Source organism: Frankia sp. AiPs1 (genome assembly GCF_023716945.1).
GTDB lineage: Bacteria > Actinomycetota > Actinomycetes > Frankiales > Frankiaceae > Frankia.
Genome location: NZ_JAMQQF010000013.1, coordinates 21,175 through 40,564 on the forward strand (window position 1 = coordinate 21,175; position 19,390 = coordinate 40,564).

Annotated in this window: 10 protein-coding genes and 1 pseudogene; 3 read left to right on the forward strand and 8 right to left on the reverse strand. The window is 71.4% G+C overall.

The window, feature by feature from the left end; translation table 11 throughout:
- Positions 1-147: 147 nt before the first annotated feature.
- A complete protein-coding gene (locus ND748_RS03465) occupies positions 148-1,680 on the reverse strand; it encodes a recombinase family protein (protein ID WP_251743950.1) in 1,533 nt (510 codons plus the stop codon).
- Between ND748_RS03465 and ND748_RS03470 the strand changes: the two are divergent.
- Together ND748_RS03470 and ND748_RS03475 are read left to right on the forward strand one after the other, a co-directional pair.
- Positions 1,681-2,115, forward strand: a pseudogene (locus tag ND748_RS03470) (NAD-dependent protein deacetylase); the annotation flags it as partial.
- Between the two features lie 146 nt (positions 2,116-2,261).
- Positions 2,262-3,830: an FAD/NAD(P)-binding protein gene (locus tag ND748_RS03475; RefSeq protein WP_251743952.1), complete on the forward strand. Its 1,569-nt coding sequence runs from the start codon at positions 2,262-2,264 to the stop codon at positions 3,828-3,830.
- A gap of 50 nt (positions 3,831-3,880) precedes the next feature.
- Here ND748_RS03475 and ND748_RS03480 read toward each other — a convergent pair whose 3' ends face one another.
- From ND748_RS03480 to nifJ, 3 genes are all read right to left on the reverse strand, one after another.
- Entirely contained in the window at positions 3,881-4,630 is a 750-nt protein-coding gene (locus tag ND748_RS03480) for a HEAT repeat domain-containing protein (protein WP_251743953.1), read from the reverse strand.
- Between the two features lie 1,834 nt (positions 4,631-6,464).
- On the reverse strand, positions 6,465-7,034 hold the full coding sequence (locus ND748_RS03485) for a heme-binding beta-barrel domain-containing protein (protein ID WP_251743954.1): 570 nt from the start codon (positions 7,032-7,034) through the stop codon (positions 6,465-6,467).
- Between the two features lie 259 nt (positions 7,035-7,293).
- Positions 7,294-10,821: a pyruvate:ferredoxin (flavodoxin) oxidoreductase gene (nifJ, locus tag ND748_RS03490; RefSeq protein ID WP_251743955.1), complete on the reverse strand. Its 3,528-nt coding sequence runs from the start codon at positions 10,819-10,821 to the stop codon at positions 7,294-7,296.
- A 449-nt stretch (positions 10,822-11,270) separates the two neighbouring features.
- Here nifJ and ND748_RS03495 point away from each other — a divergent pair, with 449 nt between their 5' ends.
- Complete coding sequence (locus ND748_RS03495) at positions 11,271-13,415, forward strand: NAD(+) synthase (RefSeq protein ID WP_285901543.1); 2,145 nt, start codon at positions 11,271-11,273, stop codon at positions 13,413-13,415.
- On the opposite strand, the gene ND748_RS03500 is transcribed toward ND748_RS03495, so the two are convergent.
- The 4 genes from ND748_RS03500 to ND748_RS03515 all read right to left on the reverse strand — a co-directional run.
- Positions 13,375-14,895 (reverse strand): MFS transporter, encoded by a 1,521-nt coding sequence (locus ND748_RS03500; protein WP_374215833.1) that lies wholly within the window; start codon positions 14,893-14,895, stop codon positions 13,375-13,377. The two genes, ND748_RS03495 and ND748_RS03500, sit on opposite strands and share 41 nt — an antisense overlap.
- A gap of 262 nt (positions 14,896-15,157) precedes the next feature.
- Entirely contained in the window at positions 15,158-17,626 is a 2,469-nt protein-coding gene (locus ND748_RS03505; RefSeq protein WP_251743957.1) for a DUF4062 domain-containing protein, read from the reverse strand.
- A gap of 338 nt (positions 17,627-17,964) precedes the next feature.
- A complete protein-coding gene (locus ND748_RS03510) occupies positions 17,965-18,549 on the reverse strand; it encodes a DUF4232 domain-containing protein (protein ID WP_251743959.1) in 585 nt (194 codons plus the stop codon).
- A gap of 239 nt (positions 18,550-18,788) precedes the next feature.
- Positions 18,789-19,390 (reverse strand): GGDEF domain-containing protein (locus ND748_RS03515; RefSeq protein WP_251743960.1); only part of this gene is annotated, 602 nt, incomplete at its 5' end.

Sequence of the window (19,390 nt, forward strand, 5' to 3'; positions counted from 1 at the left end):
CGACACGGGAACAAAACGTCGCATGACGAACGCTCCCACTATTGCCACCGAATCAATGCGGTGCGCCGTCGTTTTCTCGCCTGGACGGTAAGGCCGTCTCTTGATCCTAGCATGTCCCCGACGTGGCGATGGTCCGCCCCGGTCGTGTCACTCCTGATGTAGCCATCGGACGTCGAGCCGGTCACGGTATGGCGCCCGATCCTTCGGCGAGATACGCCGTAGATCCGAGGTGTTGGGGTCCGGGTACGCGGCGACGGTGTCCAGGATGGCAGACAGGACCCGCCTTCGGGCTTTGAGATCATCACTACCCCATGCGCGCACCGCGTCAGCGGGGTCGAGCTGCACTGTTGCCCTTGTCCCTGCTTCGATCTGCTGATCGATATCTGTGATGCGCGACTCAAGCTGTCTGGTAATCACCGTATGTGTACGCGGCGAGATCTCTCCGGCTTCTAGCTGTGTATCTGCTCCGTCAAGATCCGCCAAAACGGTGAGGCGCTCTCTGCGCAAGTCTTCCACTGCCGACGCACTATCGGACCGTGTCCAGGGGTGCCGCGCAAGGTATGCCGAGACAAGGTCCTCTAGAAGGGCTTCGAGTGGCGTAGCGGAAAAGGAGAACCAGAGATCACAGTCACTGTAGTCGCTCCCCCGGCCAGCCTTGTGACGCCAGGACGAAAATTCGTCCTGCTCCCCACGCCGTGTAGTTCCACGGATGAACTTCCCGGCGCATTTGTGACAAGATATGAACCCTGCCCACAGGTGGCGCACCCGGGTTCCCGTCGAGCGGTGACGCCCCGAAATGACGTCCAACGCTTTTACAGTCTTCCCCCATTCGTCGACGGTTAGGATAGGATCCATATTGGTCATCATCCGGCCGTCCGTCACCCACGCCCTAGTTGTTCCCCCCGTGGCGAATAGGCCGGCGATACGCGGATGCCGAAGATAGCCCCGTAGCGTCGTCGGAACGATCGGCTTACCCTCGTTAGTGGTAATACCCTTGGCATGCAGGTCTCGACAGATCGCGTTGACCGCGGTCCCCTTACGGACCTCCTCGGCGATGCGGCGGAGCTCCTGAGCCTCTTCCGGTACCACAAGCCAGCGAATCGACCATTTTGACCCGTTCCGACGGTACTCGGATCGCCATCCGAAGCCGACGGGGCCTCCCATATATTCGGCTCTTTCCTCCTTGCGGCGTCTCGCGGCACGTACGTTCTCTGACTTGAGATCGGAATCCCCGGTCGATTGCGCTACCGCGCTCCGCCAGTTGCCACAGTCCGCCGACCTGGTGAAGTCGTAGACGGTGCTCGTCTTCCCGTCGGTTGAGATCAGGCGGGCACCGGCTGCCTTCATGGCTTTCTCAAAGAGGTCACCCACGCCGACGTCCCGCGTGATGCGAGACTCCCGCCAGACCAGCACCGTGCGCACCTTGCCCGCGCGGATCGCGACCATGAGGGCATCGAACCCGGGCCGCTGGACACCCTCACGCCACGCCGACGCCCCGTTGTCCACGAAGCGCTCGACGATGGTCAACTCATGGGCTGCGGCGTAGGTGTCCGTGATCGTGATCTGTTCGTCGATCCGCTCGCCGTCGACGTTGAGCTGACTCATCCGGGCATAGGTTGCGCTCTGTGACGGATCTGGGTATGGCGTGCTCATAGCGTCATAGGTTACTATGGCTGGCATGTCCACCACCTGCAGTGCGCCGGCCCGTGCGGCGGGGAGATCTGGCCGGCCGACGGCGTCGAGGTGAACGTCGATCCGGAGACGATGCGCGCGGGCGAGCCGCTGCCCCGCTGCCCGTCGTGCGGCGACCTGGCCCGGCCGAACATCCTCATGTTCGGCGACGGATCCTGGGTGAGCGAGCGGACCGACGCCGCGCTGCGCTCCTGTGAGTCCTGGCTGGACGAGGTGACCGCGCCGGGCGCCGACGGCCCGCTGGTGGTCGTCGAGATCGGCGCGGGCACCGCCGTGCCGATCGTGCGCCGCACCGCCGAGTCCCTCGCCGACCACCTGATCCGCATCAATCCCGCCCAGCCCGAGATCCGCCCCGGCACCGGCGTGCCCCTCCCCCTCGGCGCCCTGCCGGCCCTGACCGCCCTCGCCACCCGGCTGCCCTGAGCCGGCGCGGCGAGTCCGTCGGCAACCCCGAGGTGACCGGCACCGTCTTCGCGACGACGATGGGCAGGGGCGCCCGACACGACGGACGACCTCCTCGGCGGCGGGCGCCGGGCAGCGATCGGGAGGGTCAACAGTCGAGGTAGGCGATGTCAGCCAGGCCGAAGATCGGCGTGATCGGCGGCGGCGCGTCCGCCGTCTGCCTTCTCGACGCGCTGGCACAGCGGCAGGACCTTCCCCCCGGACACCTGACGATCTTCGACGGCGGGCGGCACCTGTGGCGGGGCCGCCCCTATCAGCCGGACCTGGACGCGATGCGGGTCAACGCGATACCGCGGGACATGTCGGTACGGGCGGGCGACGACGGCCATCTCGCCGACTGGCTCGCCGCCCGCAGGCTCGTCGTCGGCACCGGGACGTCCTTCCTCGATCCCGTCTCCGGCGCGCCGTTCATCCCGCGGGCGATGTTCGGCGACTACCTGGAGCAGGCCGCCCGGGTCGCACTGGTGACGTTGGCCGCGCGTGGCTGGCGCGTCGACCTGCACCGGCGGATGGTGCACCGCGCCGTGCCGACCCGTCACGGGCTGGCCCTGCGCACGGCGGACGGCGAGGAGCACGAGGTCGACTACGCGGTCCTCGCCACCGGCGCGGGCACACCCGCCGACCCGTACGGGCTGGCCGGTTCCGCCGGGTTCGTGCGCGATCCCTACCCGGTCGCCGAGAGGCTGGCCGCGATCCGCCGGGACGACGACCTGGCCGTGATCGGCAGCGGGCTGACCGCAGTCGACGTGGCCCTCGCCCTGGCAGCCCGCGGACACACCGGCAGGATCCGGCTGCATTCCCGCCAGGCGGTCCTGCCCGCCGTGCGCCAGCGGCCCGCCTGCTTCATCCCGCGCCACGTCACCGCGGCGCGGTTCCGGGCGATGGCCGCCTGGGATGGATCACTTCCTCTGGCCGACCTGATCGCCATGATCGGCGACGAGCTCGCGGCGGCGGGCGAGAGCCTCGACACCGTGCGGACGGAGATCGACGCCGCGCGCCGGGAGGATCCCACGCACCGGCTGCTCCGGCAGCTCGACGCGGTCAACGCCCCCGATGGCCCGCTGCGCATCCTGCAGCAGATCATGCCGGACGTCGGGCCCGACGTCTGGCCGCTGCTGCCCGAGCACGACAAGGACCGCCTGCTGGCCACGCACCACCGCGCCTTCATGAGCCTGTGCTGTCCGATGCCGCCCGCCAGCGCCGTCGCGCTGCTGGGCCTGCTGGAGTCCGGGCAGCTCGAGCTGATCGGCGGACTCGAACGGATCGAGCGGGCTGAGCGGGCCGAGCCGGGCGGCTGCGGCTTCGTGGCGAGCTCCGTCCACGGCGAGCACCGGGCGGACGTCATCGTCAACGCCGTCAACGGCCGCCTCGGCGGCGCCACCGACCTCACCGCGCCCATGCTGGCGTCGCTGGTGGACGCCGGCCTGGCCGAACCACATCCGCACGGTGGGTTTCACCTCGAACGCGCCACCAGCAGGCTGACGGTGGGCGCCCGCCCGAACCGGCGGCTGTACGCACTCGGCGACCTCGCGATGGGCAGCCTCTTCTTCACCTTCGGCATCCAGTCCCTGGTGGACCGCGCCGTCGACATCGTCACCTCGATCCGGGGGGACATCGCGCACAGGGCACTCCAAACCCCCCGCCGCGCCGGGCGCGACGTCCTGCAACCGATCTGAGCCGCGGATCTCCTCGGGTGATCTGCTCGGCGCCGGCGGTCGACCGTTCGTCACCCGGACGCCGGTGGCAGCGCTCCGTCTTTCATCCTGTCCACCACCTGGCTCCGCATGCTCTGGAGGTCCCGGGGGGAAGGTATGTCGACGGACCGCATGTCATGCGGCGAGAATCGACGGAGAAAGACGCGGATCCACGCCAGTTCGGCAGCATCGCGCCGGCCCCAGTTCGCCGCGACGGCAGCACAGGCCAGTCTGAATGCGTCCGGGCGCGGCGCCGAGTGCTGTGCGAGGTAGTTCAGCGCCAGGTCGATCACGGATGAATGCGGATCGGATCTACGGGCCGCATCTTTTTCCAACTGCGCGAGCACCGCGTCGACGGCACGGCCATCGCCGACCGCCACAAGCGCCTTCAGCGCCGCTTCGCGTGTCGCCAGATCCCGCCCGCCCAAGCACTCGATTATTCGATCAGTGCACGAAGCATCACCTCGTAGCGCGAGTATCGTCAGCCCGACCAGCCTCATCCGACGGTCGCCGCCCGCTATCAGGCCGGAGACCGTCGTCAGCTCCTCTCTGCCCAGCCGCTCCCGACCGTACAACAGGGTGGAAAGACACCGGAATCTGGAATACGATCCCCGGACCTTCGGAAGTAGGCGCACCATCGCGGCCTCCACGTCCGCGCCCCGCAGTACCAGCAGTCGCGCGGCGGCCGAAGCGAGGTCGCCATGGCGAACTTCCATGATCTCAAGCAGAAGGTCGCTCGACGTTTCCAGGCAGTGCGACTCCGCCATCACATCGAGAATCACAACTCTACGACTGTCCGACGCTTCACGTGCCAGCCATTCGCCCAGAAGCTCACACGCTCCAGGCTCCCCCGTCGCCGCAACGTCACCTACTTCCTTGAACAGTCACTCGAGCTGCGCGTTCACGAGTCGCCCCGGATAGCGCCGCCTAAGTTCCTGGATCGATGTCACCCCATCATCGTCGACCATAAGGTGTACCCTCTGCAACAGCGCGACACACACGCTCCAGGATTGAGCCTGGAGATCTCCGAAGACTCCGGAACTTGTCCAGACGAAGCTCGCGACCAATCTGAGCCACAGACCTCCCGGAGGATCTGTCCAGCGCCGGCATCAACAGTCCGCCACCTCGCAGAGGACCGGCAGGATCTCAGCCGGCGCGAGCGGCCCCCAGGGCAAGCCGCCGGATCTCCTCGACCACCTCGCTGGACGGAGGTGGCAGGTGATCCGGGCTTTCCAGAGGCACCTGGGGCAGGTACCAGGCGATGACACGGTGCGATCCTCGCCTTCCGGTCCAGTCCCCGCATAGCGAAACGGCCGAGGCTGGGATCGTAGAGCCGGACGCCCATCAGGGTGAGGCCCGACAGGGTGTCACGGGAACGCTGCTTTGCACCGAGCCAGCCGTAACGCGAGTAGGCCGAGCTTGGAAAGTACGGGCTGCCGAACTCGGTGGACTCCGCGTAGCTCGCCGGCGAGCCGACCGAGGTCGTGTCGTCGACGGTGGCGACCACATCGCCGTGCAGGTTCGCCAACTGCAGCGTGACCGCGCCGCCGTCGGTCTGGAAGGCGGCCAGGTCACCACCGATGCCGGTGATGTTCCGGGTCCAGAAGGAACCGACCCCGATCCACGCGGGACTGTCCCCCGACCCCGACGTGTAGTGGTTCACCGTCGTCGTCGACCCGTCCGACCACGACCGAACCCGCCGCGCCGGATCCAACGCATACGACCGCGTCGACGAACCGACGGTCTCGCTGGCGACCAGGTCGTTCACGTAGTAGCCGAGACTCGCCGACGACCCGGACGGCGGATACGGGTCCGTCGTCGTCCGACCGAACAGATCATAGGCGTACCCACTGTTCGTGAGTCGATCAGCCTGATCATAGCCGAAAGAATAACCAGTCGCCAATGTTGACGTCGAGCAGGTGCCCGCATCACTACCCTCACCATCCGGATAGCTCGTCAACGACAGTCGGTTCGAATCCGCGTCGTAGGCATACACCTGGGTCGTGCACGATGCTGGCCCACCATAACGCACCGTGTCCGCCACCGACGTCAACCTGCCCGACGGGTCGTAACCCAAGGTCTTCACCGACGCCGGCGTCGACTCGGACCGGATCCGCCCATAGACCGAGTTCGCTTCGGAAAACGCCAGCCACGTGCTGCCGTCCTTCGCGTAGGACAGCGCCGTCGGCTCCCCGTTGTCGTCGCAACGGGGAGTGTCCGACTGCCGCCCACGGCGACCGGCCGGGCGGTCAACGGCACGGCGTGCCGAGACGGCGACGGACTCCGGCGGGCCGAGGAGGGCCGGACGGTGGTGCTGCCACGGCGACCTGAGCCGCCTGCGGTCGAGCGGGACGCCGGCGGCCTGCCGGAGGCGGGTTTCACACCGCGCTGACGACGGCAGGCACCGAGCTGCCCGCCCGATGCGGCGCAGGTTGCGGCGCCCTGGTTGCGGCGCCCTGGTTGCGGTGCGCTGTGTACGGCTCCGAGGAGCAGGACCGTGCGGAACGCACCGCAACTGCGGGCCACCGGTGTCAGGCCCCGATCACGGGCCGGCGGGGCCAGGGGCCAGCGGGCCCGGGCGACCAGCGACCGGCGACCGGCCTCAGGCGTCAGGCGTCAGGCGACGGGGCGCAGGGTGTTGCGGTCGGTGTGGGCGACCGGGCCGCTGGCCACCCGCGCGTGGGCGATCGTGGTGGTCTCGTCGTAGGCGAAGCTGCCGTCGGGGTTGACGGTGATGGTCACCTCGTACAAGGTCGTGTTCGCCGCGCGAGCCAGGTACGGGTTGGACAGGATGCCGTACGTGGTGGAGCCGAGCTCCGCGCGCAGGGTGAAGCTGGTCGCGTCGGGCGCGACGACGCCGCCGGCGATCAGGGTCTGGCCGCGGGGCACCAGGAAGCTGCGCATGACGTGGCCGAGTTCGGCGTCCCACAGCCAGTAGCCCAGCTCGGTGTGGAACGGGGCCTCCTCGCCGAACCGCCAGGCGGCCATCTTGTAGTCCAGGCCGTAGAGCTGCTGCGAGCCGTTGGCCACCGGGCCGAACGGCTTCAGGGTGACCCGCTCACGGTAGGGGGTAGTGATCATCGAACCTTCGACGTTGCCGAAGGCGACGTCGACTCCCTGGTCGCCTTCCCACTCGCCGGCCAGGGCCGCCAGCGGCCCCCACTCCGGACCAACCTTCTCCGTCAACGCCGAACCCTCCTAGACTGAAAACACTGCGAAACCGGCACAAATCCACCGGAACATCCAGACACTACGTGGCGAGCCCCCGAACCTCGCCGGCCCTGACCCACCCGGGCCCCCGCCGCCGTCAACCGCCGTCGAGACCTCGGCTTTCTTGCCCTTTCGGGGGGGCATTTCGGGCGTGAAGCCCCCCCGAAGGGCAAGGAAGTGCCCGGGCCCCGCCGCCGTCCGGCTGGGCGGCGGCGGGGGCCGGTGTCGGTGTCGGTCAGGTCTGCGAGCCGTCGGGGGTGCGGGGGGCCGCGGCGGCCTCGTGCTCGTAGGTCTGCCAGCGGGCGCTGATGTCGTCCTGGGCGAGCTCCGCCAGCTCGGCGGCCGCGTCGGGGGCGACCGCGCCGAGCCGGGTGAACCGGGACTCGGTGGCGGCGAACTCGGCGAAGGTCATCGACGGCTTGCGCGAGTCCAGGCTGAACGCCTGCTCGGCACGCGGGTCGACCCGGTACAGCGGCCAGTAGCCCGACTTCACCGCCGCCTTCTGGTGCGACAGGCCCTCGGTCATGTCGATGCCGTGGGCGATGCAGTGGCTGTAGGCGACGATGAGCGACGGGCCGGGCCAGCTCGCCGCCTCGTTGAACGCCCGCACCGTGTGCTGGTCGTTGGCACCGAGGGCGACCTGCGCGACGTAGACGTCGCCGTAGGCGGCGGCGATGAGCCCGAGGTCCTTCTTGCGGGTCCGCTTGCCGCCGCCGGCGAACTTCGCGACCGCCCCGCGCGGCGTCGACTTCGACGCCTGCCCGCCGGTGTTGGAGTACACCTCGGTGTCGAGGACGAGCACGTTGACGTTGCGGCCGGAGGCCAGCACGTGGTCGAGGCCGCCGAAGCCGATGTCGTAGGCCCACCCGTCGCCGCCGACGATCCACACGCTCTTGTCGACGAGGTTGTCGACGAGCGGGTCGAGGCGGGCGTCGTGCTTGGTGCCGGCGAGGCGCCGGCGCAGCTCGGCGACCCTGGCTCGCTGGGCGAGGATGCCGGCCTCGGTCGTCTGGTCGGCGTCGAGGAGCTCCTTGACGAGCGCGTCGCCGACGATCGGTGCGGCGGCGGCCAGCAGCCGGCGGGCCTCCCGCGCGTGGCTGTCGAGCCCCAGGCGCATGCCCAGGCCGAATTCGGCGTTGTCCTCGAACAGCGAGTTCGACCACGCCGGGCCGCGGCCGTCGGGATCCGTCGTCCACGGCGTCGTCGGCAGGTTCCCGCCGAAGATCGACGAGCAGCCGGTGGCGTTCGCGATGAGGGTGCGGTCGCCGAACAGCTGGGTGAGCAGTTTCAGGTAGGGCGACTCGCCGCAGCCGGAGCAGGCGCCGGAGAACTCGAACAGCGGCTGGCGCAGCTGCGAGCCGCGGACGTTCTCCGCGGAGATGCGCGTCGGGTCGATCGGCGGCAGCGTCTCGTAGAACGCCCAGCCGGCGCGCTCCTCGGCGAGGCGCGGCGCGGCGGCGACCATGTCGAGGGCCTTGTGCTCGGTGTTCTGCCGGTCGGTCGCCGGGCACACCTTGACGCACAGGGTGCAGCCGGTGCAGTCGTCCGGCGCCACCTGGATGCTCACCCGCAGCCCGGCGAGGTCCTTGTCCTTGGGCTGACGCGACTTGAACGTCGCCGGGGCGTCGGCGAGCAGCGCCGGGTCGAAGGCGGCCATCCGGATCGCGGCATGCGGGCAGACGATCGTGCACTTGCCGCAGTTGATGCAGAGCTCGGCGTCCCAGACGGGCAGCTCGTGGGCGATGGCGCGCTTCTCGTAGCGGGCCGTGCCGACCGGGAAGGTGCCGTCGACCGGCAGCGCGCTGACCGGCAGCAGGTTTCCCTCGCCGGCCATGATCCGGGCCGTGACCTCCTTGACGAACACCGGCGCGTCGCCGGACAGCCGCCGGGTCGTGCGCTCCCCCGCCGTCCGGCCGGTCAGGTCGACCTGGGCCAGCGCGCCGAGGGAGGCGTCGACGGCGGCGAAGTTGCGCTGCAGCACCGCCTCGCCGCGCTTGCCCTGGGCGATGCGGATGGCGTTCTTGACCGCCGCGACCGCCGTGTCGGTCGCCAGCAGGCCGGACAGGGTCAGGAAGCAGGTCTGCAACACGGGGCTGACGATCCCGGGCAGGCCGGCGTCGCGGGCCACCCGGTCGGCGTCGACGACGAACAGCCGCGCGTCGCGGTCGAGCAGGTGGCGCTGGGCGTTGGCCGGCAGGTGCGCCCAGACCTCCTCCGCCGGGTACGGGCTGTTGATCAGCACGGTGGCACCGGTGGCGGCGACGGCGAGGACGTCGACCCGTTCGAGCAGCGAGAACTGGTGGCAGCCGACGTACTGGGCGTCGTCGATGAGCCAGGGGGCGTCGACCGGGCGCGGCGACAGGCGCAGATGCGACACCGTCATCGAGCCCGACTTCTTGGAGTCGAACACGAAGTACGCCTGCGCGTGCAGCGGGGTGTGGTCGGCGGCGATCGCGGCGGTGGCGCGGGTGGCGCCGACGGTGCCGTCGCTGCCGAGCCCGTAGAACACCGCGCGCCGCACGTCGTCGGGCTCCGGGTGGCCGTGGTCGTCGACGTCGAGGGAGAGGTTCGTGAGGTCGTCGTGGATGCCGACGGTGACCTCGCGGCGGGGCTGTGGGCGGGCCAGCTCGTCGAACACGGCCGCCGCCATCGCCGGGGTGAACTCCTTCGACGCCAGCCCGTAGCGGGCGCCGATGACCCGCGGCATGCTCTCGGGCCGCTCGGCGAGGGCGGCGAGCACGTCCAGGCGCAGCGGCTCACCGAGCGCGCCCGGCTCCTTCGTCCGGTCGAGGACCGCGATCGAGCGGACCGTCGCCGGCAGGCTGGCGAGGAACGCCGCGCCGTCGAAGGGCCGGTAGAGCCGGACCTGGACGAAGCCGACCCGCTCGCCGCGGGCGACCAGCCGGATGACGGCGTCACGCACCGCCGAGCGGCCCGAACCCATGACGACGACGACCCGCTCGGCCTCGGGATGACCCTCGTACTCGAAGATCCGGTACGCCCGCCCGGTGGCGGCGGACACCCGGTCCATCGCCCGCTGCACGATTCCGGGGACGGCGGTGTAGTAGGCGTTGGCCGCCTCCCGGGCCTGGAAGAAGGTGTCGGGGTCCTGGGTGGTGCCGCGGATCACCGGGCTGTCCGGGGACAGCGCGCGCAGCCGGTGCGCCTCGATGCGCTCGGCGGACAGCAGCCCGGCGAGCGTGGCGTCGTCGATCTCGGTGACCTCGTTGAGCTCGTGCGAGGTCCGGAAGCCGTCGAAGAAGTGCAGGAACGGAATGCGGGATTCCAACGTGGCCGCGTGCGCGACCGCGGCCAGGTCATGGGCCTCCTGGGGGGACGAGGAGGCGAGCATGGCGAAGCCGGTCGAGCGCGCGGCCATCACGTCACTGTGATCACCGAAGATGGACAGCGCGTGCGTGGCGATGGTACGGGCGGCGACGTGGAGGACCATCGGCGTCAGTTCGCCGGCGATCTTGAACATGTTGGGCAGCATCAGCAGCAGGCCCTGGGAGGCCGTGAACGTGGTCGACAGGGCGCCGGCCTGCAACGCCCCGTGCACGGCACCGGCGGCGCCGCCCTCGCTCTGCAACTGGACCACCTCGGGGACCGCACCCCAGATGTTCGCCCGGCCCTTCGTCGCCCAGGCGTCGGCGAGCTCTCCCATTCCCGACGCCGGGGTGATCGGGTAGATGGCGATCACCTCACTTGCCCGGTAGGCCACCGAGGTGGCGGCCTCGTTACCATCGATCGTCTTCTGACCCATACACCCAGAGTCGGCGCGGGATGACGCAGCGGCGAGGGACTTCCTTCCCTTCCCGGCGGACGGAAGTTACCGGTGTGAGTCCCTGGTTGAGCACCTTCGAGGTGCCCTGTCGTCCGGTAGGAGTCGGCATCGGTCCTGCCCAGGACGGGTCACTGCCCGCGCGGTCGGCGACCGCCGGCGGTGCGAGCCCGGGCGCGGGCCGGCCCGCGGGCTCGTTCCACGGCCGCGGGCCGCGGTGAACCGCACCGCCGATGGCACCACCGGTGGTGCGGGCGGATCGAAGGTGCTCACCCATTGGCGGGAGGACGACAATCGGGACGGCAACAATGCGAGACGGCAACAGCGCGGGACGGGCACAGTGCGGGACGGCAACAGTGCGGGACGGCAACAGTGCGGGACGGCAACAGTGCGGGACGGCAACAGTGCGGGATGACCGGTGCGACGACAGGATGCGAGGCGATGTGACCCAGCCAGAGTTCGGCGAGCCGCGGGACTTCGGCGAGCCGCGGGAGTTCGCCGCGATCCACAGCCACGGCCTGGTGCGGGTCGCGGCGGCCACGCCGCTGGTGGTGACCGCGGACCCGGCGTGCAACGCCGAGGCGACGGTCTCGCTGGCGCGGCGGGCGGATGCGGACGGTGTCGACGTCGTCGTCTTCCCGGAACTCGGGCTGTCGTCGTACGCGCTCGACGACCTGCACCTGCAGGACGCGCTGCTGGACGCGGTCGAGCAGGCGGTCGACACGGTGTGCCGGGCCAGCCGCGAGCTGGGGCCGCTGCTGCTGGTCGGGGCGCCGCTGCGCCGGCGCGGGCGGCTCTACAACACGGCGCTGGTGATCTCACGCGGGCGGATCCTCGGCGTCGTGCCCAAGACGTTCCTGCCGAACTATCGCGAGTACTACGAGAAGCGCTGGTTCGCCTCCGGCGCCGGCGTCACCGGCGAGGAGATCACCGTCGCGGGGCGGACGGTCCCGTTCGGCACGGACCTGATCTTCGAGGCGGCGGACCTGGCCGACCTCGTCGTCGGCGTCGAGATCTGCGAGGACTACTGGGCGCCGATCCCGCCGTCGTCGTACGCGGCGATGGCCGGCGCGACGCTGCTGGCGAACCTGTCGGCGTCGAACATCGTCGTCGGGAAGGCCGCCGACCGCGCCCACCTGTGCGCCGCCCAGTCGGCGCGGACGATGGCCGCCTACGTCTACTCGGCGGCCGGGACCGGCGAGAGCACCACCGACCTGGCCTGGGACGGGCAGGGCACCATCCACGAGCTCGGGGATCTGCTCGCCGAGTCCGCACGCTTCGCCGACTCCCCCCAGCTCCTCGTCGCCGACGTCGACCTCGCCCGGGTGCGCCAGGAACGGATGCGCACGGGCACGTTCAACGACGCCGCCGTCCTGGCCGGCCAGCCCGAGCAGCGCTTCCGCACGGTCCGTTTCGACCACCGCCCGCACCGCCGTGACGTCGGGCTGCGCCGCCACCAGCGGCGCTTCCCGTTCGTCCCCGACACCCCCGAACGGCTCGACCTCGACTGCTACGAGGCGTTCAACATCCAGGTCCACGGTCTGGCCCGGCGGTTCACCGCGACCGGCGGGGGCCGGATGGTGATCGGCATCTCCGGCGGGCTGGACTCGACGCACGCGCTGATCGTCGCGGCGAAGGCGTGTGACCGCCTCGGGGTGCCGCGCACGACGATCCTCGGCTACACCCTGCCGGGGTTCGCGACCTCGGCCGAGACGAAGGCGAACGCCTGGGCGCTGATGCGGGCGCTCGGCGTCGAGGCCGCCGAGATCGACATCCGCCCCGCCGCCCGCCAGCTACTCGCCGACCTCGGCCATCCCGCCGCCGAGGGCGTCGCCGACTACGACGTCACCTACGAGAACGTGCAGGCCGGGCTGCGCACCGACTACCTGTTCCGGCTGGCCAACCACCACGGCGGGTTCGTCGTCGGCACCGGGGACCTCAGCGAGCTGGCGCTGGGCTGGTGCACCTACGGCGTCGGCGACCAGATGAGCCACTACGCCGTCAACGCGGGCGTGCCCAAGACGCTGATCCAGTACCTCATCCGCTGGGCCGTCAGCCACGACCAGTTCGACGCCGACACCGGGAAGCTGCTGACCGCCGTCCTGGACACGGAGATCTCCCCCGAGCTGGTTCCCGCCGACGCCGAGACCGGCGCGATGCAGAGCACCCAGGACCGCATCGGCCCCTACGAGCTGCACGACTTCTTCCTCTACCACCTGCTGCGCCACGGCCTGGCCCCGTCGAAGATCGCCTTCCTCGCCTGGCACGCCTGGCGCGACGCGGCGACGTCCGGTTGGCCCGCGGGCTTCCCCGACGGCGAGCGGCACGCCTACGACGTGGCGACGATCGTGCGCTGGCTGCGCGAGTTCCTCGGCCGGTTCATGGCGTCGCAGTTCAAGCGCTCGGCGCTGCCCAACGGCCCGAAGGTCTCCTTCGGCGGCACCCTGTCGCCGCGCGGCGACTGGCGGGCCCCGTCCGACGCCCGTGCCACCGCCTGGCTCGCCGAACTCGACCGTAACGGCCCGCAGCTCCAGGTCAACCTGCCGCGGTTTCCGCCGATCGTCGGGCCGGGCTGACCTCCGGCTCCAGCCTGACCACCGGGTTCGGTGCCTGCGGATCGGCAGGGCTGGTGGGCGAACGGCGGGCGAAGAGGATGGCGAGGCCGGCGGCGGCGGACAGGCCGGCGGCGGTCAGGTAGGCGACGGTGAACGGGGCGGCGTGCAGCGCGTCGCCGACGATCGCCGAGAGCAGGCTCATCCCGATCACCGCGCCGATCTGGTTGGCGGTCTGCTGCAGCGAGGTGGCCAGGCCGAAGCTGTCGGCGGCGGCGGCGTTGCCGGTGATCACCAGCAGCGGCGGCTGGGCGTGCCCGAACGCCAGCCCGCTGACGATCAGGCCGGCGACGACCACGGGGAGCTGGTGGGCCTGCGTGCCGAGGGCGAGCACGGCCAGGGCGATCGTGTAGACCCCGCCGGCCACGCCCGCGAGCACCCGCGGCGAGATCCAGGCCCCCAGCCGGCTCGCCGACGGCGCGGCCAGCGCGATCGACAGGGTCCGGGTCATCGTCACCAGCGAGGTGGCCGCGACCGACAGCCCGAACACCCCCTCCAGCAGCAGCGGCGTGACCAGGAAGTTACCCATGTGGGCGGCGCCGAGCAGGAACGAACTCGCCCCCGCGGCCCGGATGTCGCGCTCGACGAGCAGCACCGTCGGGATGACCGGCATGTCGGTGCGCCGCTCGACCACGACCAGCAGCCACAGCAGCAGCGGGACGGCCACGAGCAGGCCGATCACGATCGGCCGCAGCCCCCAGCCGGCGGCCCGGTTGACCCCGAAGGTCAGCGCGAACGTGGCCGCACCGAGCACCAGCGCGCCGGTCTTGTCCAACCTCAGGCTGCGGTTGCCGACGTCGACCGGCAGCACCTTCACCGCGGCGATCAGCGGGACCAGGGCGATCCCGGCCTGCATGACGAACAGCGGCCGCCACCCGATCGAGTCGATGACCAGCCCGCCGATCGCCAGCCCGCTCACCGACGCCCCGGACAGCACCCCCGACGCCCAGGCCGACGGCCGCACCCGCTCGTGCGGCGGGAAGGCGTGGAACAGCATCGCGAACGACGCGGGGATCGTCGCGGCGCCCGCCACCTGCGCCAGTGCGCGGAAGGCGATGAGCGACACCGGGTCCCAGGCCACCGCGGTCGCCAGCGAGAACACCACGGCGAGCACGGAGCCGACGAGGAACGTGCGCCGGTGCCCGCGGATGTCGCCGACCCGGCCGAGGATCGGCATCGCGACCGCCTGCGCGAGCAGCGAGCCGGTCACCGCCCAGGAGATGACGTCGACGCTGCTGTGCAGGTCGCCGGCCACCGTGCGGATCGATACGGACAGCACGGTCGCCGTGAACGTCGTCGCGAACATCCCCGCGAGGCACGTCAGCAGGATGAGCTGCCGGTCCCGGCGCCCGCTGGCCGGCTCCGACGCCGACTCCGCGCGGGCGACGCGGCCACCCCTGCCGCCGCTGCCGCTGCCGCCGGCGTGCGTCCGCCCGGCAGACACCCGTCCTAAGGGCGCGTCCTCGGAAGGGTCCGCGGCCGGTGTCGCCGGCTCGAACGACGGGGGCGATGGTGCGGCCCGCCCCGGGCCCTGGTCCTGCGCAACCACGCTGCTCCCCTCCAGGGCCACGAGCCAAACCTGCCGATCGTCAACCGTGGTTGTGCCCGGACGCAACCAGTTACCCGGTGGCGTCGCCCGGACGCTCGCCCGGGCGCCAGCGACAGCGACCGCGCCGGGGCCGGGCCGGAGCCGGGCCGGAGCCGGCTCAGAGGACGGTGCAGTCGGCCGTCGCGGTGGTGGGGCGGTGCAGGCTTTCCGCGATTGTGCCGGGGGCGACGGTTCTCACCGTGGCATCCGTCGGGTCGAACCGGCGGATGAGCACCGGTGCGCTGGTCGAGTCGCCGTACCGGTCGAAGCTGATGTAGCCGTTCGCGCCGGCGAGGGCGCCATCGCCGCAGGTGCCGTCCAGGCCCGTCTTGATGTTCGCGCGGAGCTGGCCAGGCGGCGGGTTGGTGCGCTCGGCGACGCCGATGGCCCGGGCGAGGACCGACATTGCATCGAAGGCGACGATCGTGTGCCCGGAGATGAGCCGCTGCGGGGTGCCGCGCACCTGCGCCGCCCACTGCCCGGGTACCGGGCTGGCCGGGCCGACCTGCTCCAGGTACGACTGCGTGACGTCGCCAGGCTGGGCGAGGCCGAAGTCGGCGAAGTAGAAGGTGTGGCCGCCCTGGCCGCTCCACGCGATCTCCCCCGGGTCGGTCTCCAGTTCCATCGCGTCGTCCCCGGAGATGATGGGCAGATGCGGGTCCGCCCTGCCGCAGCCGGAGCCGGCCAGGGCCTCCAGCAGGATGCTCACGCTCGTGGTCCGGCCGGTGTAGACGAGCAGGTTCGGCCGCTGCGGCCCGGTGCAGCGCGCGCTCAGCGCGTGGCCGAGGACGCCCGGCACGGTGGGGCCGCCGTCCGCGGCGCTGGTCGACGCCGCCTGCTTCGAGGTGGGGAAGGGCGCGAGGACGGCCGGGGCGGCGTGGGGCAGCCGGCGCAGCTCGGCGCTGACGTCCTGGGCGAGGTTGTCGCTGTAGTGGTCAGCGCCGGGGGCGTTCGGGTCACCGACCACGCCCGCGGAGACGATCAACGGCCGGATCGGCACGTCGCCGCGCCCCTCCAGCTTCATGATCTCCGGGATTGCCCGCGCGATGACGCCCGCCTCCCGGCGGTTGGTCGACCCGACCCGGAAGTACCAGTCGAACGCGCGGCGGGTCTGCCCGGGTGGCCCGACGGGCAGGGTGAAGCCGTCGTCGGAGGCGGTGGACGACACGATGGGGATGTGGGTGGTGTCGCTGAGCAGCGCCACCGCCTGCCGGGCGGCCGCCGTGCTCTGGAACAGGCCCAGGACCCCGGCGAGGCCCGGGTCGCCGCGGGCCACCGTGTCGATGTGTTCGGCGACGGTGAGCGCGCCAGCCGACTGCCATCCGACGTTGGCGACCAGGAGCCGGATCCGGGCCCGGGAGCCGGGGGCGTCCGCGGCGGCGTTGATCGCCGCCTGGGCGAGCTGCGCCCCGCGCAGCTCGTTGAGGCCCCCCTGCCCGACGGTCGTCGGCGAGTCGGCCTGCACGCCACCGGGTCGGGAGTGCACGCCGGTCAGCGGGGCCGCGACCACCACCGTGTACACCCCGCCCTTGCCGGCGACGGCGGCGTTCTGGCGACCGATCGTGGTCAGCAGCGCGACGAGGTCGGGTGAGGTGGAGTCGAAGGTGTACGCGCCGTCGCTGAACCCGATGCACTGTTCGCTGTGGGATCCCACCCACGTCTCCGCGGCCGGCAGCGCGGTCACGGGGGCGACCGACCGGCAGGCGCGCGACGATCCCGACCGCCCCACCCCGGCGCCGAGCAACGACCCGGCGGCGACGGCGCCGGCGAGGACCGCCGCGCCGATCACGTAACGCCGCCGGCGTCGCCACCAGACCGTGGCCGCCGGTGGGACGGGCGAAGTCCGCTCATCGCCACCGACGTCGACAATGGGCTTCGGATCGACCAGCCCGGCCGAATCGACCAGTCCGGCCGAATCGACCAGCCGGGCCGAATCGACCAGCCGGGCCGAATCGACCAGCCGGGCCGAATCGGCCGGATCGACCGAATCGGCCGGATCCAGCGGATCGACCGGCCCGACAAAACGCACGGGATCGTCCTCACCGCCGCGCCGTAGATGGGTCAGCGCGCGCGTGACCTGCGCTTCCAGGCTGTCGGCGGTGCGGAAGGTACCGACGATCACACCGGCGGAACGTAGCCGCGCCCGGAAAGCGTCGACCAGGTCGAGATTGCGGTCGGTAAGACCGCGCGGAATCGGGGTGTCCTCGTGCAGCAGGAACAACAGCCGGGGAATCTCGCTCTCGACCGCCGTGAGGAACTCCAGTTCCGTGTAGGAGACGGCCGTCCTACGCGGCGGGCCCGCCGTCGGTCTGGATCCCCCGGCCGGATCTTCCTGCGGCGCAACGGTTGCAGACGCGGTGCCCACCGCCGGGGCGTCGTCGTGCAGGCCGCCCGCCACCAGTGAGCCGTATCGAAAGCCGATGACCCCGATGTACACATCGCATTCGCGGACCTGTTCCTGGCAGAAGGACGCCGGCAGGCTGCTGACCGCGGGAAAGTCCTCCATGGAGATGGCGATGTGCCCACTGCGGCGCACGGCGTCCGCCGCCGCCCGCACGAAGGCCCGGTCAGCCGGGTACGTATTCATGTCCGACGTATGGCTGACAAAGACCCGAAGCCCGGCGCGCACCACGCTCCCCCGCACGTCGTGGAAAGTACCTGACCGGACTGTACCGAAATTCCGTCCGCACCCCCTCCCGCAACCCGTCCGCAACCCGATCGAGCGCCGACAATCCACCGAGGCGGCCCGCGAGCTGCTGCGCGGCGAGTGGACCGACGAGATCGTCTACGCGTGTACGCACTCGATGCCAGGCCTGGGCCGCCCACCGCTACTTCGACACCCTCGCCGCCCGGCTTCCCCACCACCCGCCGCGCTGGCCGGCTCCGCTCAGATCTCCGCCCAGATCTCAGCGCTCCCGACGGCGGCTACCCGGCGGTGAAGGCCGTGATGTAGGTGCCCGGGTGGGTGGCGCCCGACTGGTCGAGGACAGAACCGCCGTCCCAGCTCAGCGGGACCGCGGTGAACGTGTCCGGCGGGGTGACGAGGACGCGCGCGGGGAGGAACGCGCCGCTGTCGCCGGGCTCGGTGGCCAGGTATGTCAGGTTGGCCCGGGCGTTGGCGCCGGGCGGCAGGTCGATCCGGCCGGGTCGGACGAGCGGCGATCGCACGACGTCGTAGGCCGATCCGTCGCGGGCGACGAACCGCACCCCGGGGTAGCCGGTCACGGCGCAGCGCCGCGGCGACCGGTTCGTCACGACCAGCGGACGCTGATGCTGCCCGCCGGCCGCGGCGTCCACCGCACCGAGCGTGACGGCCAGGTCCCCCGCCTCGCACCGCGGGACCGGCGACGTGCCGCTCCCGGCAGCCACCGCCGGCGTCGGAGACGTCGCGGAGGTCGGGAGCGGGCTCGTGCCGGTGGCGACGGTGGAGCCACCACAGCCGGCGGCGGTCAGCAGGGCGGCCAGCGAGATGGCCACCAGGCCCGGACGCCCCCCGGGTTCGCCACGCATGTCGTACCTCCGCACTCGCCAGTCCGAACTTCGTCGATGGCCTCCCCCGCGCGGGGTCCACCGTGTCCGGGCCCCGCCGGAAAGTGACTGTATCGACGGGTCCTTCCGGGGAATCCTTCGGGTCACCAGACGGAGGCAGCGGGCGGCCCGGATATCCAGCGACCCCACCGGCCACCCGATGCCGAAGGTCCCCGTGGGCCGAGAACCGGAGCAGTTGCTGACGAGATCATCGACGCCGGTCAGAGCGCCCCGGCCGGACCGGGATCCGAGGGGGCGGCTTCGGCGTGCGCCAGCGGGCCGAGTCGGGGCCGGCGGCGGGTGGGCTGGGTGCGCAGGGACTCGTCGAACAGGATGCGGCGGTGGCGGCCCTGGCGCTTGGCGGCGTACATGGCGATGTCGGCGGCGTGCAGGATCTCGCGGGGGTCGCTCAGCCCGGGGCCGGACACGGCGACGCCGACGCTGGAGGTGACCCGCGGGCCGCCGTCGGGCGAGCGCACGGCGGCGGTCTCGACGATCCGGTCGGCGATGCCGATGACGGCGTCCGACGAGGTGATCCCCGCGCAGAGCACGGCGAACTCGTCGCCGGCGAGGCGGGCGACGGTGTCGCCGGGACGGACCGCGCGCCGCAACCGTGCCGCCACGTCGCGCAGCACCCAGTCACCCGCCTGGTGGCCCACCGAGTCGTTGACGGCCTTGAAACCGTCGAGATCGACGAAGAGCAGGCCCACCCGCTGCTGCCACCCGTCGGCCTCGGCCTGGGCGAGCGCCCGCCCGAGCCGGTCGAGGAACGACATCCGGTTCGGCAGCCCGGTGAGCCCGTCGCGCAGCGCACGGCGGCGGG